Source organism: Nocardioides sp. HDW12B (assembly GCF_011299595.1).
Lineage (GTDB): Bacteria > Actinomycetota > Actinomycetes > Propionibacteriales > Nocardioidaceae > Marmoricola_A.
Map to the genome: position 1 here is coordinate 944,361 of NZ_CP049867.1, position 23,734 is coordinate 968,094.

Genomic DNA, 23,734 nt, shown 5'->3' on the forward strand with positions numbered 1-23,734 from the left:
CCGCGCTCGGCGCCGTCACCGCGGCAGGAACACGGTGGGCAGGACCGGCTCGCCACGCGACATCTGCCGCGCCTGCATCGGCAGCTCCTCGCGGGAGGTCCGGTGCCGCTCGCGCCCGGCCTCGAGGCTCTCGCGCCCGACCACCTCGCCGTCGCGCACCAGCTCCACCATCAGCGCCCGGTCGTCGCCGTCGTCCACCGGCGGCGTCCCGATGCCGACCATCTCGGCCTCCGCCACGCCGGCGGCGCTGCGCCGCCGGAGCGCGAACTTGCGGCCCCCCACCGAGATCTTGTCCTTGCTCTTCTTCGCCACGTCGACCATGGCGCCGTCGGCGCCCTCGCGCGCAACCAGCTTGTAGACGAACCCGCAGGTCGGGTGGCCGCTGCCGGTGACCAGCGAGGTGCCGACGCCGTAGCCGTCGACCGGAGCCGCTGCGAGCGAGGCGATCGCGTGCTCGTCGAGGTCGGAGGTGACCACGATGCGGGTCGCGTGCGCCCCCAGGGAGTCCAGCTGGGCGCGCACCTGCTGGGCCAGCAGCCCCAGGTCGCCGGAGTCGATGCGGACGGCGCCCAGCTCGGGCCCGGCGACCTCGACCGCGAGACGGACCGCCTCGGCGATGTCGTAGGTGTCGACCAGCAGCGTCGTGCCGCGCCCGAGCGAGTCGACCTGCGCGGTGAAGGCGTCACGCTCGGTGTCGTGCAGCAGCGTGAAGCTGTGCGCGCTGGTGCCGGTCGTCGGGATGGCGAAGCGCTGCCCTGCGGCGAGGTTCGAGGTCGCGGTGAAACCCGTGAGGTACGCCGCTCGCGCGCACGCGACAGCCGCCTCCTCGTGGGTGCGGCGCGTCCCCATCTCGATGCAGGGACGCTCGCCGGCGGCCCACGTCATCCGGGAGCCGGCCGAGGCGATCGCCGAGTCGTGGTTGAGGATCGACAGCAGCAGCGTCTCCAGCACGACCGCCTCGGCGAAGCTCGCCTCGACCACCATCAGCGGCGAGTGCGGGAAGTAGACCTCGCCGTCGGGGTAGCCCCACACGTCGCCGGTGAAGCGGTAGTCGGCCAGCCAGGCCACCGTCGCCTCGTCGACCACGCCGTTGTCGCGCAGGAACGCCAGCGCCGGCTCGTCGAAGACGAAGCGCCCCAGGGCGTCGAGGGCGCGCCCGACACCGGCCACCACGCCGTACCGGCGGCCGTCGGGGAGCCGCCGCGGGAAGAGCTCGAAGACCGAGCGGCGCGACGCCGTACCGGCCGCGAGGGCGGCCTGCAGCATCGTCAGCTCGTAGTGGTCGGTGAGCAGCGCCGTCGAGGCGCCAGCCGGGTCGCTCATGGACAGCCACCCTAGGGTGCGGCATCCGGGCGCCGTCGGCCCCTTAGGGTGGACCGGTGTCCACGCCCGCTCCCCTGGAGGTCGAGGAGCCCGTCGCCGACGAGCTCACCGCGACCGACCGTCCCTGGCAGACGGTGGTCTGGAACGACCCGGTGAACCTGATGTCCTACGTCACCTTCGTGTTCCGGCAGTACTTCGGGTTCACGGAGAAGAAGGCCGAGAAGCTGATGCTCCAGGTCCACCACGACGGACGCTGCACGGTGTCCTCGGGCAGCCGCGAGGAGATGGAGCGCGACGTCCAGGCCATGCACGAGTACGGCCTGTGGGCCACGCTCGAGCGGGCCGAGGGGTGACGGCGTGACCGAGGGCTTCCACCCCAGGCGCGGCGGCGGCGTGGTCGCCACCTTCAGCGGCTTCGAGGCCGACCTGCTGCGCTCGCTGGCCTCCCAGCTCATCGAGCTGCTGCGCAACGAGGCGGCGGTGCCGCACGCCGAGGCCGACCCGCTCGAGGCGCTGCTCGACTTCACCGGGCCCACGACCGCCCCCGAGGACCCGGTGCTGGCCCGGCTGTTCCCCACCGCCTACCCGCAGGACGAGGAGGCGGCCGGGGAGTTCCGCCGCTTCACCGAGACCGAGCTGCGTGGCGGCAAGGCGGGCAACGCCGCGGCCGTCATCGACGTCCTCGAGGAGGCCGGGCTGCCCGGTGACCTCGAGGGTGAGGCGCTCGTCATCGACGTCGAGCTCGACCACGGCGGGGCGATGCAGTGGATGAAGTCGATGACCGACATGCGCCTGGCGCTCGCCAGCCGGCTCGACATCACCGAGGGTGACGAGGACTACTGGGACTCGCTGCCCGACGACGACGCCCGCGTCCACGTCCACGACATCTACGACTGGCTCGGGTTCCTCCAGGAGAGCCTCGTCCGCGCTGTCGCACCCTGATCGGCGTACGCCGCGGCTCCCACTACCCTGGAGCCGTGCTCGTCATCGACCAGAAGACCTACGACGCCATCGTCGCCCACGCCCGCCGTGACCACCCCGACGAGGCCTGCGGCATCGTCGCCGGGCCCGAGGGCTCGGACCGCGCGGAGCGGATGGTGGAGATGACCAACGCCGCCGGGTCGCCGACGTTCTACGAGTTCGACTCCACCGAGCTGCTCGAGCTCTACAAGCAGATGTGGGACAACGACGAGGAGCCGGTGGTCGTCTACCACTCCCACACGGCGACCGAGGCCTACCCCAGCCGCACCGACATCGGCCTCGCCAGCGAGCCCGGAGCGCACTACGTGCTGGTCTCCACCCGCGAGCACGGGAATAACGAGGGCCCGGTGGAGTTCAGGTCCTACAGGATCGTGGACGGCCAGGTCACCGAGGAGGACGTCGACGTCGTCGACGCCCTGCCCGCGAGAAAGACCGCCTGAAACCCGGTCCACGGGGCACGATCACCCGAGCGAGACCCGCACCACCCGGAACACACCCCAGCACCCACCTGCACCCCGCATCACGAGGAGCGAGCACACCATGGCCATCGAGGTCCGGATCCCGACCATCCTGCGCACCTACACCGACGGCGCCAAGGCCGTGAACGGTGAGGGCGCGACGCTGTCGGCGCTCATCGACGACCTGGAGGAGCGCCACACCGGCATCAAGGACCGTCTCGTCGAGGACAAGGACGGCCAGAGCGACCTGCGCCGCTTCGTCAACGTCTACGTCAACGACGAGGACGTCCGCTTCACCGGTGGCCTCGGCACCGAGCTCGGCGACGGCGACCAGGTCGTCGTGCTCCCCGCCGTGGCGGGCGGGGCCTGACCCCACGCGCATGCGCTTCGACAACCTCCTCGACTCCGTCGGCGGCACCCCCCTCATCGGGCTGCCGCGGCTCTCGCCGTCCCCCGAGGTGCGGCTGTGGGCCAAGCTCGAGGACCGCAACCCCACCGGCTCCATCAAGGACCGCGCGGCGCTGAAGATGGTCGAGCAGGCGGAGAAGGACGGCCTGCTCACCCCGGGCTGCACCATCCTCGAGCCCACCAGCGGCAACACCGGCATCTCGCTGGCCATGGCGGCCAAGCTGAAGGGCTACCGCATCGTCTGCGTCATGCCGGAGAACACCTCGATCGAGCGCAAGCAGCTGCTCGGCATGTGGGGGGCGGAGATCATCTCCTCACCCGCCGCCGGCGGCTCCAACGAGGCCGTCCGCGTCGCCAAGCGCATCGCGGGGGAGAACCCCGACTGGGTCATGCTCTACCAGTACGGCAACCCCGCCAACGCGCTCGCGCACTACGAGGGCACCGCGCCGGAGATCCTCGCCGACCTGCCCTCGGTCACCCACTTCGTCGCCGGGCTCGGCACCACCGGCACCCTCATGGGCACCAGCCGCTACTTCCGCGAGCACAAGCCCGACGTGCGCATCGTCGCCGCCGAGCCGCGGTACGGCGAGCTCGTCTACGGACTGCGCAACCTCGACGAGGGCTTCGTCCCCGAGCTGTACGACGCCTCGCTGATCGACAGCCGTTTCTCGGTCGGGCCCCACGACGCCGTACGCCGCGTGCGGGAGCTGCTCGAGCACGAGGGCATCTTCGCCGGTATCTCCACCGGCGCCATCCTCCACGCCGCCCTGGGCCAGGCCCGCAAGGCCGAGAAGGCCGGCGAGAGCGCCGACATCGTCTTCATCGTCTGCGACGGCGGTTGGAAGTACCTCTCGACGGGCGCCTACGAAGGCACCCTCGAGGAGGCCGAGGAGCGCCTCGACGGCCAGCTCTGGGCCTGAACGCCGGTCGATCCGCGAGCGCTCCGGTGGTCGAGCAGCGAGCGCCAGCGAGCGTCGTCGAAACCTGGTGAGCTCGGCGGGGTCTCGACATCGGTGGTCGAGCAGCGAGCGCCAGCGAGCGTCGTCGAGACCTAGTGACCTGGGCAGGGTCTCGACATCGGTTGCTGCGCAACCTGCTCGACCACCGGTGGTCGAGCAGCGAGCGCCAGCGAGCGTCGTCGAGACCTGGTGACCTGGGCAGGGTCTCGACGTCGGTTGCTGCGCAACCTGCTCGACCACCGGTGGTCGAGCAGCGAGCGCCAGCGAGCGTCGTCGAGACCTGGTGAGCTCGGCAGGGTCTCGACGTCGGTTGCTGCGCAACCTGCTCGGCCACCGGGGTGGGGTCTCGACGTCGGTTGCTGCGCAACCTGCTCGACCACCGGGGTGGGGTCTCGACGTCGGTTGCTGCGCAACCTGCTCGACCACCGGGGTGGGGTCTCGAGCGTCGTGCTACTCCTCGACGAACTCGATGAGGTCGGCGACGGAGCCGAAGGTCTGGGTCGCCCGGTAGGGGAACGCGTCGACGTCCTCGGGCGACGTCGAGCCGCTGGTGACCAGCACGGTGCGCAGCCCGGCCTCCAGGCCGCTCTTGATGTCGGTGTCCATCCGGTCGCCGATCATGATCGTGGTCTCGGAGTGGGCCTCGAGGCGGTTGAGCGCGCTGCGCATCATGAGCGGGTTCGGCTTGCCGACGTAGTAGGGCTCGCGGCCGGTGGCGGAGCTGATCAGGGCCGCCACGGCGCCGGTCGCAGGCAGCTTGCCCTGCGGGCTGGGGCCGCTGACGTCGGGATTGGTGGCGATGAAGCGGGCGCCGGCGTCGATCAGCCGGATGGCGCGGGTGATCGCCTCGAACGAGTAGGTGCGGGTCTCGCCGAGCACGACGTAGTCGGGGTCCCGGTCGGTCATCACGTAGCCGATCTCGTGCAGCGCCGTGGTCAGGCCCGCCTCGCCGACGACGTACGCCTTGCCCTGGGGGCGCTGCTCGTCGAGGAACTGCGCCGTGGCCAGCGCCGAGGTCCAGATCGCGTGCTCGGGCACGTCGATCCCGCTCGAGCGGAGCCGGGCCCGCAGGTCGCGCGGGGTGAAGATCGAGTTGTTGGTGAGCACGAGGTACTTCTTGCCGGAGCGCTCGAGCGCGGCGATGAACTCGGGAGCCCCGGGGATGGCCTCCTCCTCGTGGACGAGGACGCCGTCCATGTCGGTCAGCCAGGTCTCGATGGGTCGCGTGGGACTCGTCATGCGTCCAGTGTTCCAGCCTGTGCTCGTCGGAGCGTCATCGACGTGGCAGGCTTCCGGACATGATGTACCGGCTCGTCGACTCCGTGGTCAGCCCGCTGGCGCGCGCCGTGTGGCGCCCCACGGTCGAGGGCGTCGAGCACGTGCCCGCGACCGGGCCGGTGCTGCTGGCCAGCAACCACCTCTCCTTCTTCGACAGCGTCGTCATCCCGGTGGTCGCGCCGCGCAAGGTGGTCTTCCTGGCCAAGGACGACTACTTCAACAACCCCGGGCTGAAGGGTCGGGCCCAACGCGCCTGGTTCGAGGGGCTCGGCATGGTGCCGGTCGACCGCGACGACACCCGCGCCGCGATCGACTCCCTCCAGATCGCGCTCGAGGTGCTGGGTCGCGGCGAGGCGTTCGGGCTCTACCCGGAGGGCACCCGCTCGCGCGACGGCCGCCTCTACCGCGGCAAGGTCGGCGTCGCCCAGCTCGCGCTCCAGTCCGGCGCCCCGATCGTGCCGGTCGGCCTGATCGGCACCGACAGGCTCCAGCCGGTGGGCTCCTCCGTGCCCCGCCTGGCGAAGGTGACGGTCCGCTTCGGCGAGCCGATCCGGGTCGCGGGGGAGTACGACGGCGTCGCGCCCGGGCGCGCCCGTCGCGAGATCGCCGACCGGGTGATGACCGCCATCCAGGCCCTGACCGGCCAGGAGCAGGCCGGCGTCTACAACGAACGACCCGCCGACCCCCACTGACGAGCAGCGGGGGACCGGCGGGTCGTCGGTCGGGCGGGACTAGCGGCAGCGGGCTCCTGGGAAGCACCCGGGGATGCCGCCGCCCGGCTGCAGCGTGCCGTCGGCGACGAGCTGGTAGCCCGCCTGGTAGCGCGCCACCTCCCGCGGGTCGTCCTGCATCACGATCGCCGCGACGGTCGTCGCGTCGTCGCCGATCGCCTGGCGCAGAGCGTCACCGCTGAGCACCCCGGAGTGGGACGGGTCGAGCGCCATCCGGTGGTAGCGCACCGGGTCGCCAGCGGCGCCGTAGGCCACCAGCTGGACGGTCCAGTCGGCGACCGGGTCGGGGTCGATCTGCGTCTGCGTCCGCCAGCCGTCCAGCGTCGCCGGGATCGCGGTCCCGCCGACGTCGATGTTGCGGACCCACCAGCCGGCCTCGGCCTGGGCGCCGTCGGTCATGTAGCGGAACGCCAGCAGCACGTCCTCGCCGGCCCAGTCCGACAGGTCGGCCGTCTGGGTCCGGTAGCCGTCCGAGCTCCCCGTCAGGCCGGGCAGCTGCGCCACGATCGCCGGGTCCGCGTCGGGGTCGTGCTCCGACGTCGAGTCCGTCGTGGGGACGGTGGTCCAGGTCTGGCCGTCGTCCTCGGAGACCTGCACGATGCCGAAGTCCCACGCCTCCTCGATGTCCGACAGGGAGTCGAAGGACAGCGTCGGGTCGCCCTCCGGCACCGAGACGGTGCGCGCGATGCTGCGGTCGAGGTTGTCGCCGCAGCCGGAGTAGAGCGCCGGCGCGCCCGACCCGTCGGCGGGCGGCGTGGCGCAGGTGTCGTCCTCGCCGTCGGCGGTCGCCGGCGGCGTGCTGTCGACGGCCCACTCGACCGGCTCCCCGAGCGCCGTGTCGGACCCGTTGAACCGCAGGGACGAGATCTCGTCGGCCGCGAGCCAGTCGCCGCCGTCGTTGCGCAGCCGCACGTAGTCGGCGCCGTTCGCCGGGGCGCCGGCGTCGCCGTACGACTCCGGGTTGGCCCACTTGACGTGGAAGCTCAGCGAGTCGGCGGTGAACGCGTCGGGGTTGCCGCCGGTGAGTCGGCCGCCGTCGCGGTCGATCGGTCGGTCGATGGCCACCATCACGGCCCAGCGGTGCAGGTGCGTCATGGCGTCGCCCCTGGCGCCCACGGCGTCGAGCGCCCGCTGCAGGCCACGGAGGCCGTTGGCGTCGAGACGGTGGAGCTTGGTCATGATCGCGTTGCCGTAGAGGCTGTGCAGGTACTCCATGAAGGAGTAGGCCGCGCCGTAGTCGCAGAGGATCTCCGGGCCGCCCTGCTCGCCCCACAGCGTCATGCTGTTCTCCGGGCCGCCGAAGCGACGTCCGAGGTAGCCGGCGAAGCAGGCCATGTGGCGGTCGGCGCCGTCGGCGGAGACGTTGACGCGCGGGTCGGTGTAGCCGGTGAGGGTCTGCGCCCAGTCGGAGACGCCCTCGTTGACCCAGTTCACCTCGTCCTCGTCCTCGTAGTACTCGAGGAGGTGCTGGTACTCGTGGGCGAAGGTGCCCTCGTAGTCCTGCGGCCGGGAGATGCCGAAGTTCGTCGTCGGCTGGTCGAGCTCCTCGGCGCACGCCTCGTAGTCGGCCTCGGTGCTGTTGTCGGGCGGGTTGACGCCGGTGCGGTGGATCCAGTCGTAGGCGTCGATCGTCATGATGTTGCGGTCGGCCAGCTCGTTGAAGTAGCTCCAGAAGAAGCCGGCGATGAAGGTCTGGCCGTCGGGAGTGGCGGGGGCGTAGTAGTTGCCGTCACGGACGTTGTCGACCAGCACGACGATGTCGTCGGCCTGCTTGCGCGGCACCTTCCAGTAGTCCGCGTCGAGCCCGAGGGCGGCGGCGGAGCTGTCGGCGCCGTTGCGGTCCGGCGGGACCGAGAAGACCTTCGACTCGCGGGGGTACATCGTGGTGCTGAACTCGTCGACGAAGGAGCTGACCTGCTTCTTCGTGATCTCGGTCAGGCCGAGGTCGTTGCGGCAGTCGTCGGTGGGGAACGCGCGGTCGTTGGCGACCCACACCTGCACGTTGTCACCCATGCCTCGCAGCACGTAGCGCTTGAGGTAGGGGCCGTAGATGTCGTCGTTGGCGAGCCACGAGCGGGTGTCGCCCACCTGCGGGGCACCCGTCGCGTCGGCACGCGCCTGGCGGCGCGCGGTGACGGACTCGCCCCGGTCGAGCCTCGGGGTCTTCGCCGAGGGGACGAACTCGCGGGTGTCGTCGGTGCCGCTGGGCGCGGCGGAGGCCGGGCCCGACGGGTCGGGGGCGGGAGCCGGGGCGGCGCCTGCCGGGAGGGTCGGAAGGCCGAGGGCGATGGCCACCGCGGATCCGGTGAGGGCCGCGGTCCACAGGGTCGGCCGTCGCGAGGCCGTCCGTGAGGGTCTGCGCATGGAGACTCCTAGGTCGAGAGTGGCGGGTGGTTCGGGGAAGGGTGCCGAGACGGAGCCCGCTGCGACGGGGGCCCGCAGGAGGAGAGGGTGTGCTCTACCTCACCCTCAAGTGTGGCCTCGCCCACCGGCGGAACGCTGGTCCTCGCGGTCCCCTGGCGTGTCGGGCGCGCCGCGCCGTGCTCCGGGCACGCGCCACGCGCGCGCCGGGGGCGCGGTTCGTCCTCCGCCGGGGATTGCGAGCACTAGCCTGGGGCGGTCATGGCGGACGCTCCTATCGGCATCTTCGACTCAGGCTTCGGTGGTCTCACCGTGGCCCGCTCCGTCATCGACCAGCTGCCCCACGAGTCGGTGCTCTACCTCGGCGACACCGCTCGCCAGCCCTACGGGCCCAAGCCGATCGGCGCGGTCCGCGAGTACGCCCTCGACTGCCTCGACCACCTGGTCGACCAGGGCGTCAAGCTGCTCGTCATCGCCTGCAACTCGGCCAGCGCCGCGGTGCTGCGCGACGCCCGCGAGCGCTACCCCGTCCCGGTCGTCGAGGTCATCTTCCCCGCCACCCGGCGCGCGGTCGCCGCCAGCCGCACGGGCCGGATCGGCGTGATCTGCACCCGCGCGACCGCGGAGTCCATGGCCTACGACGACGCCTTCGCCGCCGCGCCCCACGTCGAGCTCACCACCCAGGCCTGTCCACGCTTCGTCGACTTCGTCGAGGCGGGCGTGACCTCGGGGCCCGACCTGATCGGCGTCGCCCACGACTACCTCGACCCGCTGGTGTCGCAGGGCGTCGACACCCTGATCCTCGGCTGCACGCACTACCCGCTGCTGACCGCGGTCCTGGCCTACGTGATGGGTGACCAGGTGACGCTGGTCAGCAGCGCGGAGGAGACCGCCAAGGACGTCTACCGCACGCTCGTGCGGCGCGGGCTCGAGCGCGACCCCGACCTCGGCCCGCCGACGTACCGCTTCCTCACCACCGGCCAGCCCGAGGAGTTCGGGCGCATCGGCCGACGGTTCCTCGGTCCCGAGCTGGTCACCGCCGACCAGCTCGCCTGGGTGCGGGCCGGCGCATGAGCACGGCAACGGGGCAGACGGGGCAGACGGGTGATCGGTCGTGAAGGTCACCGTGGTGGGCTGCTCGGGCTCGTACGCCGGCCCGGAGTCCTCGGCCAGCTGCTACCTCGTCGAGGCCGAGGACCCCCAGACCCCCGGGCGGACGTGGCGCCTGCTGCTCGACCTCGGCTCCGGCTCGCTCGGCCCCCTCCACCGGTACGTCGACCCGCTCACCATCGACGCGCTCGTCATCAGCCACCTCCACGCCGACCACTTCTTCGACATCAGCGGCTACTACGTGATGCGGAAGTACCACCCCACCGGCGCGCAGGCGCGGATCCCCGTCTGGGGGCCGCGCGGCACCAAGTCACGTGTGGCCCGCGCCTACGGCCTGCCGCTCGACCCGGGGATGAACGAGGAGTTCCGCTTCCGCCGCATCAAGCGCGAGCCGATCACGCTCGGCCCCTTCACGATCACGCCGCGCCGTGTCGACCACCCCATCGAGGCTTACGCCTTCCGGGTGGAGGCGGGCGGTCGGACGCTGGTCTACAGCGGCGACACCGCCGCCTGCGAGGAGCTGACCGCGCTCGCCCGCGGCGCCGACCTGCTGCTGTGCGAGGCCGCCTTCCGCGACGACGCCGACAACCCGCCCCACGTCCACATGACGGGGTCGGAGGCCGCGGCGACGGCGCAGGCCGCCGGGGTCGCCGCGCTCGTGCTGACCCACGTGCCGCCGTGGCACGACCGCCAGGACGCCCTGCTCGAGGCCGAAGGCGTCTTCGACGGCTCGACGGTGCTGGCGGCCGAGGGCTCCACCTACCAGGTATGAGGCCATCCATGACCACGACCACGAGGACGACGAGAAACCCCCCGACCAGGACGGTCGCGTGCGTCGCGGCACTGCTGCTCACGCTGGTGCTCGGCTCCGCCGCCCTGCCCGGGGCCCACGCGCGCGAGCAGGCCGCGCCGGAGGGGGAGCCGGCCGGGGCGCCCAGCGCGGCGCCCACCGTGCTGCCGCAGGTCACCCTCGAGGCGTCCCGACCGCGCGCGCCCGCGCGCCACGTGGTGCGCTACCGCGTGGAGACCCGCGGTCGCATCGTGGCGAGCACGGCCGTCTTCCGCCGGCAGGTGCAGGAGACCTTCGACGATCGGCGCGGGTGGCGTGCCTCGGGCATCGAGTTCCGTCGCGTGGCCACCGGCGGCACCCTGTCGGTGGTGCTCAGCGAGGCCTCGAAGGTGCCGACCTTCTCGTCGGGGTGCAGCGCGCAGTGGAGCTGCCGCGTCGGCCGCTACGTGGTCATCAACCAGATGCGGTGGAACGGCGCCAGCACGATGTGGCGCAACAAGGGCCGCACGCTGCGCTCGTACCGTCACATGGTCGTCAACCACGAGACCGGTCACTGGCTGGGGCTGGGCCACCGCGGCTGCCCCCGCCCGGGCTCGCTCGCACCCGTGATGATGCAGCAGTCCGTCGACCTGCAGGGCTGCCGCCCCAACCCCTGGCCCCTGCCGGGCGAGCGGAACGTCCCCCGGTTCTGATGGCGGGCGTCTCCTCGTCGCGGCTCGTCGGCCTCGACCTCGCGCGTCTCGTGGCCCTGCTGGGGATGGTCGCCGCCCACCTGCTCACCGGCGTCGTGGACGGCCGGGTCACGCTGACCCACCAGGTGGTCGCCGGGCGCTCGTCGGGACTGTTCGCCCTGCTGGCCGGCCTCGCGATCGTGCTGCTGGCGCGGACCCGGGAGCCCGTTCGGGGTCTCGCCTGGCGCGCGGAGCAGGCTGCCGCCCTCGCCCGGGCCGTGGGCCTCGGCGCTCTCGGCCTGCTCCTCGGCGGGCTCGTCGACACCGGGATGTCGGTGATCCTCGCCTACTACGCCGTGCTCTTCGCGCTCGCGACGCCCTTCCTGGCGCTGCGCACCCGGTGGATAGCGCTGGCGGCCGGGGTCCTGGTGCTGGTGGGTCCGCCGCTGAGCCAGGTGCTGCGCTCGGTGCTGCCGCGCGACCGCCCCTCGGACCCGACGCCCGCCTCGCTGCTCGACCCGCTCGACCTGCTGCAGGAGCTCCTGCTGACGGGCAGCTTCCCGGTCCTCACGTGGCTGCCCTTCGTCCTCGCCGGCATGGTCGTGGGGCGCCTCGACCTCCGGTCGGTGGACGTGACCCGGCGGCTGACGGCCGTCGGCGCCGGGCTCGTCCTGCTCGCGTGGGTCGCGGCCGACCTGTTCCTCGCCGTCCCGGGGGTGCGCGAGCAGCTCGAGCGCAGCGTCGCGCGCCCCGGGGGACCGGCGGACCTCGAGCTGATCCTCAGCCGCGGCTTCAAGGCCGTGCTCCCGACCGACACCTGGGCCTGGCTCCTCGTGCGGGCCCCGCACTCCGGCGCGTGGCTCGACCAGGTCAACGTCATCGGCAGCTCCTGCCTGGTGATCGGCCTCTGCCTCGCCGTCGGTCGCCGCGTCCCCGAGCGCCTCGTCGTGCTGACCGGGGCCGGGTCGCTGACGCTGACGCTCTACACGCTCCACGTCGTCTCGCGCGACCGCGGGCTGGTGCCCGTCGACGGCCCGGACCAGCTCCTGCCGCAGGTGCTGGTCATGCTCGCGCTGGGTGCTCTCGCGCACCGGCTCGGGCGGCGCGGACCGCTGGAGGCGGTGCTGACGAGGATGTCGCGGGCCGCGCGCGCCGCCGTCGTCGTCGCGGTGCCGGAGGCCGAGCCCGACGTCCCAGGAGTGACGGTGCGCGGGGGACGCGGCTGAGCGCTCGGCCGTCCCCTCAGGCAGCCGAGCTGGTCACGCTCCTTCGGCGTCGTTGACGATGAGCGCGACCTGCACGCGGTTCTCGACGCCCAGCTTGGTGAACAACCGGCCCACGTGGGCCTTCACCGTGGCCACGCTGAGGTGCAGCTGGTCGGCGATCTCGGCGTTGCCGAGGCCGCGGCCGACCGCGACCGCCACCTCGCGCTCACGCTCGGTCAGTGCGCCCACGCGGTCACGGGCGCGCGCGCGGCGCACCGGGTCGGTGCCGGCGGTCACCCGCTCGATCAGCCGGCGGGTGGCGGTGGGCGAGAGCATCGGCTCACCGGCCGCGGCACGTCGTACGGCGTCGACGAGGTCCGGGGGAGGTGTGTCCTTGAGCAGGAAGCCGGAGGCGCCCGCCTCGAGCGCGCGGACCACGGCGTCGTCGACGTCGAAGGTCGTGAGCACGACGACCAGGGGCGGCTCGGGCAGGGCGGTCAGCGCGCGGGTCGCCTCGAGGCCGTCCACGCGGGGCATCCGCAGGTCCATGAGCACGACCGCGGGTCTCAGGGCGCGGGCGGCGACGAGCGCCTCGGCCCCGTCGGCCGCTTCGCCCACGACCTCGAGGTCGGGCGCCCCACCCAGGATGAGAGCGAGACCCGAGCGGACCAGGGGGTCGTCGTCGACGACCAGGATCCGGGTGGGGGTCACGGGACCACCCGGTCCCGCCCACCGCCACCGCCGCCACCGCCGCCGCTGGCGGTGGCGGTGGCGGGCACCGCTGCGTCGGGGCCCGGTCCGTCCTCGGCGAGCGACGGAGCGGTGTCGTGCACGGGCAGCCGTGCGCACAGGACGAAGCGATCGCCGCGCACACCGTGCTCGAGTGCTCCGCCCGCCAGGTCGACGCGCTCGCGCAGCCCCACCAGTCCGAGGCCGGCGCCCGGCACCCGCGGTCGTGCGGGTCCGGTGGAGTTCGCGACCGTCACGACCACCTCCTCCGGGCGCCGCCGGACCTCGACGTCGGCGTGCGCGTGGGGAGCGTGCTTGCGCGCGTTGGTGAGCCCTTCCTGGACGACGCGGTAGACCGCCCGCCCGAGCGCGTCGGGCAGGTCCGAGGCCTCGTCGACGTGCAGGGACACCTGCATGCCCGCCTGTCGCGCGTCGAGGACCAGCGCGGGGAGGTCCGCGTAGGTGGGCTGGGGCCGCAGCGCGACCGGGACGGCGTCGGGCGAGACCTCCTCGCGCAGGACGTTGAGCACCGCGCGCAGGTCGGTGAGCGCCTCGTGCGCCTGGTGCTGGATGAGGCCGGCCGACGAGCGCACCGCCTCGGCGCCCAGGTCGGTGCGGTAGGCCAGCGCCCCGGCGTGCATCGCCACCAGGGAGATCCGGTGGGCCAGGACGTCGTGCATCTCGCGGGCGATCTGCTCGCGCTCGCCGGCGCGGGCCTGCGCCACCCGAGCGGCCTGCTGCTCCTCGGCGCGACGGGCGCGGTCCTGCAGCGTCCACATCAGCTCGCGCTGGGAGCCGATGTACATGCCGAGGGCCATGAGCGCCACGGTCACCACCAGCAGGAAGCCGACGCTGACCCAGGCCGGGGTCGGGGGGACCGGCTGGTAGCCGGTGAACACGAGGGCGACCACCACGCCGAGCGCGCCGACCCCCAGGATCTCGGGCCAGCGGCGCCGGGTCGCCAGCGAGACCGTCACGAGGACGGCCGGGCCGGCCGAGGAGTACGACGCCGCCCCCGCCAGCGTCACCGCGACCGCCACGCCCAGGGGGTGGCGGCGGCGGAAGAACATCGCGACGAAGCTCGCCACGCCCAGGACCAGGTCGAGCACGAACAGCCACGGCGCCTGGTCCCACTGGAGGTGACCGGTCTCGAACCACCCCAGCGCGGACACGACGAGCACGATCGCGATGCGCCAGGCGTGCCCCCGCGCGCTGATGCGCGGCGGGTGGGCGAAGGGCGGCGGACCACTGGCTCCGGCTCGGGCGGGGAGGTGCACGCGTCCAGGCTAGGACCCCCGGGGCAGGGCGCCCACCGCCCTGGGTATCGCCCCACCCCTACCTGCGTCGGTGCGACCGAGGACCGCGGGCCGATGCCGCGGGCGCGCGTGCCGGGAAGGGTGGACCCATGATCTCCGTGCAAGGACTGACCAAGACCTACGGCGGCTTCCGGGCCGTCGACGACGTGTCGTTCGTCGCGGCGCCCGGCCGGGTGACCGGGTTCCTGGGGCCCAACGGCGCCGGCAAGTCGACGACCATGCGCATGATGACAGGCCTCACCGTGCCGACCTCGGGACGCGCCACCATCGGCGGGCACGCCTACCGCGACATCCCGAACCCCGGTCGTCACGTCGGTGTCCTGCTCGACGCGTCGGCCCAGCACGCCGGCCGGACCGGCCGCGAGGTGCTGGCCCTGGGGGCCGGCGTGCTCGACCTGCCGCGCTCACGGGTCGACGAGATGCTCGAGACCGTGTCGCTGACCCGGCAGGAGGCCCGCCGGCGGGTCAAGGACTACTCGCTCGGCATGCGGCAGCGTCTCGGCATCGCCCACGCCCTGCTCGGCGACCCCGAGGTGCTCGTGCTCGACGAGCCGGCCAACGGGCTCGACCCGGCAGGCATCCACTGGATGAGGACGCTGCTGACCGACTACGCCCGCCGCGGCGGCACGGTGCTCCTGTCCTCCCACCTGCTGCACGAGGTGGAGGTGATCGCCGACGACCTCGTCGTGATCGGCCAGGGCCGGATCGTCGCGCAGGGCACCAAGACCGAGCTGCTGCAGTCCACCGGCACGGTGGTCCGGGCCGTCGACGACGCGGCCCTCGAGCGGGCCCTCGCCGAGGCCGGCATCAGCAGCGTGGCGTCGCCCGACGGCGCACGCCGTACAGAGGCCGAGGCCCGCCAGGTCGGCGAGGCCGCGGCACACCACGGCGTCGTGCTGCTCGAGCTGCGCGCCGCCGACGGCGCCGGCCTCGAGGAGCTCTTCCTCACCCTCACCTCCCAGACCCAGCGCGAAGGAGCAGCCGCATGAGCCTGCCCACGGCACCCGCCGACGACCCCGCCCGAGCCACCACCTCCCGCCCCGACGGCCCCGTCGGCCCCGCGGGGCCGACGCTCGACGTCTCGGGCACGGCACCCGTCACGCTGGCGCGCCTGGTCCGCGTCGAGCTGCGCAAGATGTCCGACACCCGGGCCGGGCTCTGGTTGCTGTCCATCATCGGCGTCATCACGGTGCTGGTCATCGTGGCGTTCTTCGCGGTCGGTGAGAGCGACGACCGCACCTTCCTGGCCCTGCTGGGGTTCGCGAGCATCCCGCAGGGCGTGCTCCTGCCGGTGCTCGGCATCCTGCTGGTGACCCAGGAGTGGGGCCAGCGCACGGCGATGGTCACCTTCACGCTCGTGCCCGACCGGGGACGGGTCCTGCTGGCCAAGTGCCTGGCGGCCGTGGTGCTGGTGCTGGCCGGACTGGCGCTGGCCGCCCTCGTAGCGTTGCCGCTGTCGTTGCTGGGCGGCTCCGACGCGCCGTTCGACGGCGTCACCGCCAACGTGGCCGCCTCGCTGCTGATCGGCTTCCTGCTCGGGATCGTGTGGGGCCTCGCCTTCGGCATGGTGTTCCTCAGCTCGGCGGTCGCCATCGTCCTGTACTTCCTCGTCCCCACGATCACGAGCGTGGTGTCCGGCGTGTGGTCCTCGGCCCGGGACTGGCTGGCCTGGGTGGACCTGGGGACGAGCCAGGGCGCCCTGTTCACCGAGGGTGGCCCCTCGGGCGAGCAGTGGGCCCAGATCGCGACCGGGTCGCTGGTGTGGATCGTGCTGCCCGGTGCCGTCGGGATCTGGCGGATCCTGCGCTCCGAGGTGAAGTGAGCGCGCGCCCGACCCCGGTCGGCGACGGCGCGCTGGCAGGATCGGTGCATGGCAGCGGTCCGGTCGTCCCCGCGACTCGTGGGCATCGACGTCGCCCGGTGCCTGGCACTCGTCGGGATGATGGCGACCCACATCCTGCCCGGCGACGTCGGCGGCGAGGTCACGGTCGTCCAGCAGCTCGCCGGAGGTCGCGCGTCGGCCCTCTTCGCGGTGCTGGCCGGCCTCAGCCTCGTGCTGGTCGCCGGGCGGCCGGTGCTCCGGGGGAGGGACTGGTGGGCGTTCCAGGCCGGCACGGCCGTCCGGGCGCTCCTGGTCGGCGCCGTCGGGCTCTGGCTGGGCGGCCTCGGCACCAACATCGCCGTGATCCTGGCCTGCTACGCGGTCCTGTTCGTGGTCGCGGCGCCGTTCGTCGCGCTGCCGACACGCTGGCTGGCGCTCGCGGCCGGCGTCAGCGCGCTCGCCGGACCACCGCTGAGCCTGCTGCTGCGGCGCGAGCTGCCCCCGACGTCGTACGCCGTGCCGTCCTTCGACTCGCTGTCGGAGCCGGCGGCGCTGCTGCGTGAGCTGACGCTGACCGGCTACTACCCGGTGGCCACCTGGCTCCCGTACCTGCTGGTCGGGATGGTCCTGGGGCGCCTCGACCTGCGCTCGGCCGCGACCGCGCTGCGGGTGGCGGCGGCCGGCCTGGTGGCCGTGGTCGTGGCCTGGGTCGTGGCCGACGCCCACCTCGAGCGCGACGGGGTGCGTCGCGCGCTGGTCGAGACCTTCGACGTGGCCGGGTGGTCGGGCAACCTCGACGACAGCCTGACCCACGGCCTGTACGGCGTCGTGCCGACCGGCTCCTGGTCGTGGCTGATGGTGCGCGCGCCGCACAGCGGGGCGTGGCTCGACCTGGTCATGACCACCGGCAGCGCCTGCTTGGTCCTCGGGCTGTGCCTGCTGCTGGGGCGGCTCGCGCCCCCGCTGGTGGGCCGCGCGCTCGGGGTGCTGTTCGGGGCGGGGGCCCTGACGCTGACGCTCTACACGCTCCACGTCGTGCTGCGCCAGGAGGGCTGGTGGGACGGCGACGCTCCGACCGACTTCGTGGGCCAGGTCGGGCTGGTGCTCGTCATCGGCGCGGTGGTGCGGGTCTTCGAGGTCCGGGGCCCGCTGGAGGCGCTGGTGGGCCGGGCCGCGTCGGGCACTCGGCGGGCGGTCGGCAGACGTGGCGGCGGGAGCGGCCCCGGGAGCGGCCCCGGGAGCGGCCCCGGGAGCGTCGGTGGGCCTCGGTAGGGTCCGCTCCATGACCTCCCCCTCCACCGGACCGACCAGCCCGACCCGCGCCGACGGCCGCTCCGACGACGAGCTGCGCACCGTGCGCTTCACCCGCGACTGGCTCGACCACCCGGCCGGCTCGGTGCTGGTGGAGTTCGGCCGCACCAAGGTGCTGTGCGCTGCCTCGGCGACCGAGGGCGTGCCGCGCTGGCGCAAGGGCAGCGGCCTGGGCTGGGTCACCGCGGAGTACGCCATGCTCCCCGCCGCCACCAACACCCGCTCCGACCGGGAGTCCGTCAAGGGCCGCATCGGCGGCCGCACCCACGAGATCTCCCGGCTCATCGGCCGGTCGCTGCGCGCGGTCGTCGACGTCAAGGCGCTGGGCGAGAACACCATCGTCATCGACTGCGACGTGCTGCAGGCCGACGGCGGCACCCGCACGGCCGCGATCACCGGCGCCTACGTGGCGCTGGCCGACGCCTGTGCCCACCTGCGTGGCCGCGGCGCGCTGCGCGGCGAGCCGCTGTCCGGGTCGGTGGCGGCGGTGTCGGTCGGCATCATCGACGGCGTGCCGCGCCTCGACCTGCCCTACGAGGAGGACGTGCGCGCCGAGACCGACATGAACGTCGTGATGACCGGCGACGGTCGCTTCGTCGAGGTGCAGGGCACCGCCGAGGGTGCGCCCTTCGACAAGGCCGAGCTCGACGCGCTGCTGGAGCTGGCCACCGGCGGCTGCGCCGACCTGACGCGCCTGCAGCAGCAGGCCCTCGCCGCGAGCAGGCCGGGGACGGGGGGTCCGGTGTGAGGCAGGTCTTCCTCGCCTCCCGCAACGCCAAGAAGCTCGAGGAGATGCAGCGCATCCTCGCCGAGCACCTGCCCGACGTCGAGGTCCTCGGGCTCGACGACGTGGCGCCGTACGACGAGCCGGCCGAGACCGAGCCGACCTTCGAGGGCAACGCCGCGCTGAAGGCCCGCGCCGGTGTGCTCGCCACCGGGCTGCCGTCGTTGGCCGACGACAGCGGCCTGTGCGTCGACGCCCTCAACGGCATGCCGGGCGTGATGTCGGCGCGCTGGGCCGGCCTCGCCGACGCGCCGCGCCAGGAGAAGGACGACGCCAACAACGCGCTGCTGCTGGCCCAGCTGGCCGACGTGCCGGACGAGCGGCGCGGTGCGGCGTTCGTCTGCGCGGTCGCCTTCGCGGTGCCGGGGGAGCAGCACACGCACCTCGTCCTGGGCCGGATGCCGGGGCGCGTGATCCGGGAGACCCGCGGTGACGGCGGCTTCGGCTACGACGTGCTGTTCTGCGCCGAGGGCCACGACGTCACGAGCGCGGAGCTGCCGGCCGCGGACAAGGACGCCATCTCCCACCGGGGACAGGCCCTGCGCGAGATCGCGCCGCTGGTCGCGCGCGTGGTGTCGACCCACTGACGGCGCCTGACGGCGCCTGACGGCGCCTGACGGCGACTGGCGGCGGCGGGCGTCGGTCCCGGTGCGCCCGGCGAGACTCGAACTCGCACTGCACAGGACCTAAACCTGTTGCCTCCTGCCAATTGGGCTACGGGCGCGCCCGAGCAGTCTAGGCAGGGTCAGGCGGTGGCCAACCCCAGGTCGCGGCGGAGGTTGGCGACGTGGCCGGTGGCCTTGACGTTGTACTGCGCCAGCTCGACGCGGCCCTCGGCGTCCACCACGAGGGTCGAGCGGATCACGCCCTGGACGACCTTGCCGTAGAGCTTCTTCTCGCCGAACGCGCCCCACGCCTGCATCACGGCCTTGTCCTCGTCGGAGAGCAGGGTGATGCCCAGGGAGTCGCGCTCGCGAAACTTCGCCAGCTTGGCCGGCTTGTCGGGGGAGACGCCGAGCACCTCGAACCCCTCGGCGCGCAGCGCCTCCAGAGAGTCGCTGAAGTCGCACGCCTGCTTGGTGCAGCCCGGGGTCATCGCCGCCGGGTAGAAGTAGACGATCACCCGGCGACCGCGCAGGGCGCTCAGCGTGACCTCGCCGCCGTCGTCGGTGGGCAGGGTGAAGTCCGGGGCGGTGTCGCCGGGCTGCAGTCGTTCGCTCACGGGGTCCTCCGGGGTCGGGACGGGGGCTTATTGCACATCATGTGCAATAACGTAAGATGGTCAACAACCCGGCAGCAGGCCGGGCCGACGGGCTGGCTCACGGTAGCGGAGGACGACGATGCACGTTCCCGACGGGTTTCTCGACGCACCCACCTCGATCGCGACGGGCGTCGTCGCGGCCGCTGCCGTCGGTGTCGCGCTGCGCGGGGCCCGCCGCGAGCTCGACGAGCGCACCGCGCCCCTCGCGGGGCTGGCGGCCGCCTTCGTCTTCGCGGCGCAGATGTTCAACTTCCCGGTCGGGGCGGGCACGAGCGGACATCTCCTGGGGGGAGCGCTCGCGGCCGTCCTGGTCGGGCCCTTCACCGCGGTCCTGTGCCTGAGCGTCGTGCTGCTCGTGCAGGCCCTGATGTTCGCCGACGGCGGGATCACCGCCCTCGGCACCAACGTCGTGCTGCTCGGCGTCGTCGGCGTCCTCGCCGCCTGGCTCGTCTTCCGCGGCCTGCAGTCCGTGCTGCCGCAGCGCGTCGGGCTGGTGGCCCCGCTGGCGGCCGTCTCCGCCTTCGTCGCCGTCCCGACGGCGGCGCTCGCCTTCGTCGGCCTGTACGCCGTGGGCGGCACCGCGCCGATCCCGCTGGACTCCCTCGTCACCGCGATGCTGGGCTGGCACACGCTCATCGGCGTGGGGGAGGCCGTCATCACCGGTCTCGTGGTCGGCAGCGTGGTGGCCGCCCGGCCCGACCTGGTCCACGGCGCGCGACGGGTGATGGGCCGGCAGGAGCTGGAGATCCGCACCAGCCCGGCCCCCACCACGTCCACGCCGGCGGCGGAGGCCCGGCCGTGAGCCGCCTCCGGGGCCGGGTGCCGACCCGTCTGGTGCTGGCCGGCCTGCTGGTCGCCACCCTGCTCATGGCCGGCGTCGTCAGCTTCTACGCCTCCTCGGCCCCCGACGGCCTCGACCGGGTGTCGCAGGACGAGGGGTTCGCGGCGACCGAGAAGGAGCACGGGTCGGCCGGCAGCCCGCTGTCGGACTACACCGTCGACGGCGTCGAGGACGAGCGCGTCTCGGGTGGCCTGGCCGGGGTGCTCGGCGTGGGGGTGGTCCTGACGCTCACCGCCGGGATCGCCTACGCCGTGCGCCGGCGACCGGGCGACGCGTCCGAGGCCCGCACCGACAGCCCGGACGCGGTCGAGACCGGAGCCCGCTGACGTGGGGGCCGGGCACGGGCACCGGCTCCACTTCCACGGCCACTCGGTGGTCCACCGGGCCGCGCCGCACCACAAGATCCTCGCCCTGCTGGCCTTCGTGCTCGCCGTGGTCGCCACCCCTGCCGGCTGGTGGCCGTTGTTCGTCGTCGCCCTCGGCGTGCTGCTGGGGGTGGTGCTGACCGCCCGGGTGCCGCTGCGCTTCCTGCTGCCCCGGATGGTCGTCGAGGTGCCGTTCCTGGTCTTCGCCCTCGTCATCCCGTTCGTCGCCACCGGCCCGCGCGTCGACCTCGGCCCCGTGTCGCTCAGCGAGCCCGGACTCGTCGCGGCGGCCCTGCTGGCCGTCAAGGGCACCCTCGGCGTGCTGGCCAGCCTCACCCTGGCCGCCACCACGGAGCCGGTCGACGTGCTGCGCGGCCTGGAGCGGCTCCGGCTGCCGGCGACGCTCGTGCAGATCCTCGGCTTCATGATCCGCTACCTCGACGTCGTCACGGCCGACCTCGGGCGGATGCGTCGCGGCCTGGTCGCGCGGGGCTTCGACGCCCGCAACCCCCGGCACTGGCCGGTCCTGGCCCGCACCGTCGGGGCGCTGTTCGTCCGCTCCTACGAGCGCGGCGAGCGGGTGCACCTCGCGATGGTCGCCCGCGGCCTCCCGCCGGGTGGGAGCATGACGCGGTGAGCGTCCCCGTCCTCGACGTCCGCGGCCTGGCCTACGCCTACCCCGACGGCCACCAGGCGCTGTACGGCGTCGACCTGCACGTCCACGCCGGGGAGCGGGTGGCGCTGCTGGGGCCGAACGGTGCCGGCAAGACCACCCTGGTCCTCCACCTCAACGGGCTGCTGCGCGCCGGCGCCGGCTCGGTCGCCGTCTCGGGGCTGCCCGTCGAGGACCGGCACCTGGGCGAGATCCGGCGCCGGGTCGGGCTGGTGTTCCAGGACCCCGACGACCAGCTCTTCATGCCGCGGGTGCGCGAGGACGTCGCCTTCGGGCCGCGCAACCTGGGGCTCCGGGGGGCCGAGCTCGACGCGCGGGTGGCCGAGGCCCTCGAGCAGGTCGGGATGCTCGAGCACGTCGACCGGGCGCCCCACCACCTGTCCTTCGGGCAGCGGCGCCGGGTGGCGGTGGCCACCGTGCTGGCGATGCGGCCCGAGATCCTCGTGCTCGACGAGCCGTCGTCGAACCTCGACCCGGCCTCGCGCCGCGAGCTGGCCGACATCCTGCGCGGCCTCGACGTCACCGTCCTGATGGTGACCCACGACCTGCCCTACGCCCTCGAGCTCTGCCCGCGCTCGGTGGTGCTGTCCGAGGGCCACGTGGTGGCCGACGGCCCCACCGGCGAGGTGCTGGTCGACGAGGCGCTGATGGCGCGGCACCGGCTGGAGCTGCCCTTCGGTTTCGATCCCCGGACCATGGGCACCCGTAGACCCGGGTAACCTACGGACCCAGCGGTCAGGCCGGCCGGCCCAACCCCCCGACGAACCGCGACCGAGGAGTGCTTCTCGTGGCACCTGCTGAATCTTCTGGCTCCGCCGACAAGCGGGACGGGTCCGCACCGAGCCCCGACACGCTCGAGCGCGAGATGGAGCAGACCCGGCTCCGGCTGGCCGCCACCATCGACGAGCTCGTCGACCGCACCAGCCCCAAGCGCGTCGTACGCCGTGAGGTCGCCTCCCTGCGCGCCGCCTTCATCGACGAGCAGGGCAACCCCCGCACCGACACGCTCGCCAAGGTCGCCGGCGGTGTGGCCGGGGTCGTGGTGCTGCTGGTGGTCATCCGCCGCGTGACGCGCTGACGACGGACCCCGCCGTGGCGGACAAGACCCCCATCCGGATGCTGCACGACCGGGTGCTGGTCCAGCTGGACCGGGAGGCCGGCGAGCGTCGCTCGACCGGTGGCATCGTCATCCCCGCGACCGCGGTGGTCGGCAACCGCCGCCTCGCCTGGGCCAAGGTCGCCGCGGTCGGCCCGCACGTGCGGGCCGTCGAGCCCGGCGACCGGGTGCTGTTCGACCCCGAGGACAAGGGCGAGGTCGAGGTCAACGGGGAGGCCTACGTGCTCATGCGGGAGCGTGACGTCCACGCCGTGGCGGCGGAGCGGCTCGAGGACAGCGAGACCGGCCTCTACCTCTGAGGCCCTCCGAGCCAGGTGGGCGTGCCGTCCGAGTTCACTGCACCAGCAGCTTGAGCACGAGCGCGCCCGTCTCGTGCTCCTCGACGTCGATCGCGCCGGGGTTCTCGATGACGATCTGCGCCGTGGTGCTGCCGGGGCCGAACTCGACGTACTGCTCGGGGCTCGCGTGGACGTGCATCTCCCCGGCCCGGTCGGACTGGATCTGCAGCGTGATGGGGGAGTCGATGTCGGCCTCGACCACCTCGGCCTGCGGGCTGACCTCGTCGCCTCGGACCGTGACGTCGACGACGAGGCCGGTGGGGGTCGGTGCCGGCGTCGCGGAGGGCGGGGTCCGCGTCGGCTTCGTCGCGGACGGCGACGCGGACAGGGTCTCCTCGGGAGCCTCGCTCGCGGTCTCGGAGGGGGTCTCGCTCGCCGACTCGGTCGGAGAGGCCGCGGCCTCGGTCGCGGGTTCGTCCTGACCGCAGCCGGACAGCCCGGCGAGGGCGAGGACGCCCGCTGCGGTCAGGGCGGCGGTGCGGAGGGTCAGGGCACGTCGGGCAGGGCGCATGAGGAGCATTCTCGCTGGTGCCGTCCCCGGCGCGGGCAGCGGCACCCCGGCGGCGCGGCGGAAAGCGGAGCCGGTCAGGCGGGGTGGCTCTCAGCGCGGATCGCGAAGATCTCGGCGTAGAGGTCGTAGGCGTCGGGACGACGCTTCTGCTGGGCCGGGACGACGGTCTCCGACGCGGCGGGGTCCGGCTCGGCCGGTGTCGCGGCCGCGGTCTCGCGTCGCTGCTGGGCGTGGATCATGGTGTCGGTCCTCTTCCCGGTGCGGCGGGGGTGCACGAGCAGCCCCGCCTGTGGTGGATGCCTACCCCCGCCCCCTCGGCGGAAACGTCCGCGGAGCGTCGCTGGCTAGACATGTCAGGGACAACTGCGCGACACCCCCTGAGGTCACGCTC

General features: G+C 73.4%; 29 protein-coding genes and 1 tRNA gene. 21 read left to right on the top strand and 9 right to left on the bottom strand.

Features of this window, described 5'->3' with window-relative positions; translation table 11 throughout:
- Positions 1-15: 15 nt before the first annotated feature.
- Positions 16-1,323, bottom strand: a complete 1,308-nt coding sequence (locus tag G7072_RS04475; protein ID WP_166084437.1) for a nicotinate phosphoribosyltransferase — start codon at positions 1,321-1,323, stop codon at positions 16-18.
- A 56-nt stretch (positions 1,324-1,379) separates the two neighbouring features.
- On the opposite strand from G7072_RS04475, the gene clpS reads away from it, so the two are divergent.
- The 5 genes from clpS to G7072_RS04500 all read left to right on the top strand — a co-directional run bounded on the left by clpS (position 1,380) and on the right by G7072_RS04500 (position 4,090).
- A complete protein-coding gene (gene clpS, locus G7072_RS04480; RefSeq protein WP_166084438.1) occupies positions 1,380-1,676 on the top strand; it encodes an ATP-dependent Clp protease adapter ClpS in 297 nt (98 codons plus the stop codon).
- Positions 1,677-1,680: 4 nt separating this feature from the next.
- Complete coding sequence (locus G7072_RS04485) at positions 1,681-2,265, top strand: DUF2017 domain-containing protein (protein ID WP_166084439.1); 585 nt, start codon at positions 1,681-1,683, stop codon at positions 2,263-2,265.
- Between the two features lie 35 nt (positions 2,266-2,300).
- A complete protein-coding gene (locus G7072_RS04490; RefSeq protein ID WP_166084441.1) occupies positions 2,301-2,744 on the top strand; it encodes a M67 family metallopeptidase in 444 nt (147 codons plus the stop codon).
- Positions 2,745-2,844: 100 nt separating this feature from the next.
- Positions 2,845-3,132 carry a MoaD/ThiS family protein gene (locus tag G7072_RS04495; RefSeq protein ID WP_166084442.1) on the top strand — a complete coding sequence of 96 codons (288 nt, stop codon included), beginning with the start codon at positions 2,845-2,847 and terminating at the stop codon, positions 3,130-3,132.
- A 10-nt stretch (positions 3,133-3,142) separates the two neighbouring features.
- Positions 3,143-4,090: a cysteine synthase gene (locus G7072_RS04500; RefSeq protein ID WP_166084443.1), complete on the top strand. Its 948-nt coding sequence runs from the start codon at positions 3,143-3,145 to the stop codon at positions 4,088-4,090.
- A gap of 489 nt (positions 4,091-4,579) precedes the next feature.
- Here the strand turns inward: G7072_RS04500 and G7072_RS04505 are convergent, their stop codons facing one another.
- Positions 4,580-5,368 carry an HAD-IIA family hydrolase gene (locus tag G7072_RS04505; protein ID WP_166084444.1) on the bottom strand — a complete coding sequence of 263 codons (789 nt, stop codon included), beginning with the start codon at positions 5,366-5,368 and terminating at the stop codon, positions 4,580-4,582.
- A gap of 59 nt (positions 5,369-5,427) precedes the next feature.
- On the opposite strand from G7072_RS04505, the gene G7072_RS04510 reads away from it, so the two are divergent.
- A complete protein-coding gene (locus G7072_RS04510) occupies positions 5,428-6,099 on the top strand; it encodes a lysophospholipid acyltransferase family protein (protein ID WP_166084445.1) in 672 nt (223 codons plus the stop codon).
- Between the two features lie 39 nt (positions 6,100-6,138).
- On the opposite strand, the gene G7072_RS04515 is transcribed toward G7072_RS04510, so the two are convergent.
- Complete coding sequence (locus G7072_RS04515; RefSeq protein WP_166084446.1) at positions 6,139-8,502, bottom strand: immune inhibitor A domain-containing protein; 2,364 nt, start codon at positions 8,500-8,502, stop codon at positions 6,139-6,141.
- Positions 8,503-8,760: 258 nt separating this feature from the next.
- On the opposite strand from G7072_RS04515, the gene murI reads away from it, so the two are divergent.
- From murI to G7072_RS04535, 4 genes are read left to right on the top strand one after another with little or no spacing between them, the layout of a single operon-like run.
- Entirely contained in the window at positions 8,761-9,573 is an 813-nt protein-coding gene (gene murI, locus G7072_RS04520; protein ID WP_166084447.1) for a glutamate racemase, read from the top strand.
- A 40-nt stretch (positions 9,574-9,613) separates the two neighbouring features.
- Positions 9,614-10,381, top strand: a complete 768-nt coding sequence (locus G7072_RS04525) for an MBL fold metallo-hydrolase (protein ID WP_166084448.1) — start codon at positions 9,614-9,616, stop codon at positions 10,379-10,381.
- Between the two features lie 8 nt (positions 10,382-10,389).
- Positions 10,390-11,091 carry a DUF3152 domain-containing protein gene (locus G7072_RS04530; RefSeq protein ID WP_166084449.1) on the top strand — a complete coding sequence of 234 codons (702 nt, stop codon included), beginning with the start codon at positions 10,390-10,392 and terminating at the stop codon, positions 11,089-11,091.
- A complete protein-coding gene (locus G7072_RS04535; RefSeq protein WP_166084450.1) occupies positions 11,091-12,296 on the top strand; it encodes a heparan-alpha-glucosaminide N-acetyltransferase domain-containing protein in 1,206 nt (401 codons plus the stop codon). The genes G7072_RS04530 and G7072_RS04535 overlap by 1 nt, the downstream gene beginning before the upstream one ends.
- Before the next feature lie 33 nt (positions 12,297-12,329).
- Here the strand turns inward: G7072_RS04535 and G7072_RS04540 are convergent, their stop codons facing one another.
- Both G7072_RS04540 and G7072_RS04545 read right to left on the bottom strand, forming a co-directional pair.
- The gene (locus G7072_RS04540) at positions 12,330-12,986 is read right to left on the bottom strand and encodes a response regulator transcription factor (RefSeq protein WP_166084451.1); all 657 of its coding nucleotides are present in this window, start codon (positions 12,984-12,986) and stop codon (positions 12,330-12,332) included.
- On the bottom strand, positions 12,983-14,281 hold the full coding sequence (locus G7072_RS04545; protein WP_166084452.1) for a histidine kinase: 1,299 nt from the start codon (positions 14,279-14,281) through the stop codon (positions 12,983-12,985). Before G7072_RS04545 ends, G7072_RS04540 begins: the two co-directional genes overlap by 4 nt.
- Before the next feature lie 128 nt (positions 14,282-14,409).
- Between G7072_RS04545 and G7072_RS04550 the strand changes: the two genes are divergently transcribed.
- From G7072_RS04550 to rdgB, 5 genes are read left to right on the top strand one after another with little or no spacing between them, the layout of a single operon-like run.
- The gene (locus G7072_RS04550) at positions 14,410-15,309 is read left to right on the top strand and encodes an ATP-binding cassette domain-containing protein (RefSeq protein WP_166084453.1); all 900 of its coding nucleotides are present in this window, start codon (positions 14,410-14,412) and stop codon (positions 15,307-15,309) included.
- Positions 15,306-16,142 carry an ABC transporter permease gene (locus G7072_RS04555; protein ID WP_166084454.1) on the top strand — a complete coding sequence of 279 codons (837 nt, stop codon included), beginning with the start codon at positions 15,306-15,308 and terminating at the stop codon, positions 16,140-16,142. Before G7072_RS04550 ends, G7072_RS04555 begins: the two co-directional genes overlap by 4 nt.
- Positions 16,143-16,190: 48 nt before the next feature.
- A complete protein-coding gene (locus tag G7072_RS04560) occupies positions 16,191-17,414 on the top strand; it encodes a heparan-alpha-glucosaminide N-acetyltransferase domain-containing protein (protein WP_166084455.1) in 1,224 nt (407 codons plus the stop codon).
- A 10-nt stretch (positions 17,415-17,424) separates the two neighbouring features.
- Positions 17,425-18,201, top strand: coding sequence for a ribonuclease PH (gene rph / locus G7072_RS04565; protein WP_166084456.1), 777 nt, complete (start codon positions 17,425-17,427; stop codon positions 18,199-18,201).
- A complete protein-coding gene (gene rdgB, locus G7072_RS04570) occupies positions 18,198-18,824 on the top strand; it encodes an RdgB/HAM1 family non-canonical purine NTP pyrophosphatase (RefSeq protein ID WP_166084457.1) in 627 nt (208 codons plus the stop codon). The genes rph and rdgB overlap by 4 nt, the downstream gene beginning before the upstream one ends.
- Before the next feature lie 62 nt (positions 18,825-18,886).
- On the opposite strand, the gene G7072_RS04575 is transcribed toward rdgB, so the two are convergent.
- Both G7072_RS04575 and bcp read right to left on the bottom strand, forming a co-directional pair.
- Positions 18,887-18,961: transfer RNA gene (locus G7072_RS04575), tRNA-Leu, on the bottom strand.
- 21 nt (positions 18,962-18,982) lie between these two features.
- Positions 18,983-19,459, bottom strand: coding sequence for a thioredoxin-dependent thiol peroxidase (gene bcp, locus G7072_RS04580; protein WP_166084458.1), 477 nt, complete (start codon positions 19,457-19,459; stop codon positions 18,983-18,985).
- A gap of 118 nt (positions 19,460-19,577) precedes the next feature.
- Here bcp and G7072_RS04585 point away from each other — a divergent pair, with 118 nt between their 5' ends.
- The 6 genes from G7072_RS04585 to G7072_RS04605 all read left to right on the top strand — a co-directional run bounded on the left by G7072_RS04585 (position 19,578) and on the right by G7072_RS04605 (position 22,793).
- Positions 19,578-20,300: an energy-coupling factor ABC transporter permease gene (locus G7072_RS04585; protein WP_206063281.1), complete on the top strand. Its 723-nt coding sequence runs from the start codon at positions 19,578-19,580 to the stop codon at positions 20,298-20,300.
- Complete coding sequence (locus tag G7072_RS19710) at positions 20,297-20,665, top strand: PDGLE domain-containing protein (RefSeq protein WP_240917148.1); 369 nt, start codon at positions 20,297-20,299, stop codon at positions 20,663-20,665. Before G7072_RS04585 ends, G7072_RS19710 begins: the two co-directional genes overlap by 4 nt.
- A 1-nt stretch (position 20,666) precedes the next feature.
- Positions 20,667-21,341, top strand: coding sequence for a cobalt ECF transporter T component CbiQ (gene cbiQ, locus G7072_RS04590; protein ID WP_166084459.1), 675 nt, complete (start codon positions 20,667-20,669; stop codon positions 21,339-21,341).
- On the top strand, positions 21,338-22,096 hold the full coding sequence (locus tag G7072_RS04595; protein WP_166084460.1) for an ABC transporter ATP-binding protein: 759 nt from the start codon (positions 21,338-21,340) through the stop codon (positions 22,094-22,096). Before cbiQ ends, G7072_RS04595 begins: the two co-directional genes overlap by 4 nt.
- Positions 22,097-22,164: 68 nt before the next feature.
- Positions 22,165-22,455 (top strand): DUF3618 domain-containing protein, encoded by a 291-nt coding sequence (locus tag G7072_RS04600; RefSeq protein ID WP_240917149.1) that lies wholly within the window; start codon positions 22,165-22,167, stop codon positions 22,453-22,455.
- A gap of 38 nt (positions 22,456-22,493) precedes the next feature.
- The gene (locus G7072_RS04605; protein WP_166089670.1) at positions 22,494-22,793 is read left to right on the top strand and encodes a co-chaperone GroES; all 300 of its coding nucleotides are present in this window, start codon (positions 22,494-22,496) and stop codon (positions 22,791-22,793) included.
- A 34-nt stretch (positions 22,794-22,827) separates the two neighbouring features.
- On the opposite strand, the gene G7072_RS04610 is transcribed toward G7072_RS04605, so the two are convergent.
- Entirely contained in the window at positions 22,828-23,343 is a 516-nt protein-coding gene (locus G7072_RS04610; RefSeq protein ID WP_166084461.1) for a hypothetical protein, read from the bottom strand.
- Between the two features lie 74 nt (positions 23,344-23,417).
- The gene (locus G7072_RS04615; protein ID WP_166084462.1) at positions 23,418-23,582 is read right to left on the bottom strand and encodes a hypothetical protein; all 165 of its coding nucleotides are present in this window, start codon (positions 23,580-23,582) and stop codon (positions 23,418-23,420) included.
- Positions 23,583-23,734: the final 152 nt, after the last annotated feature.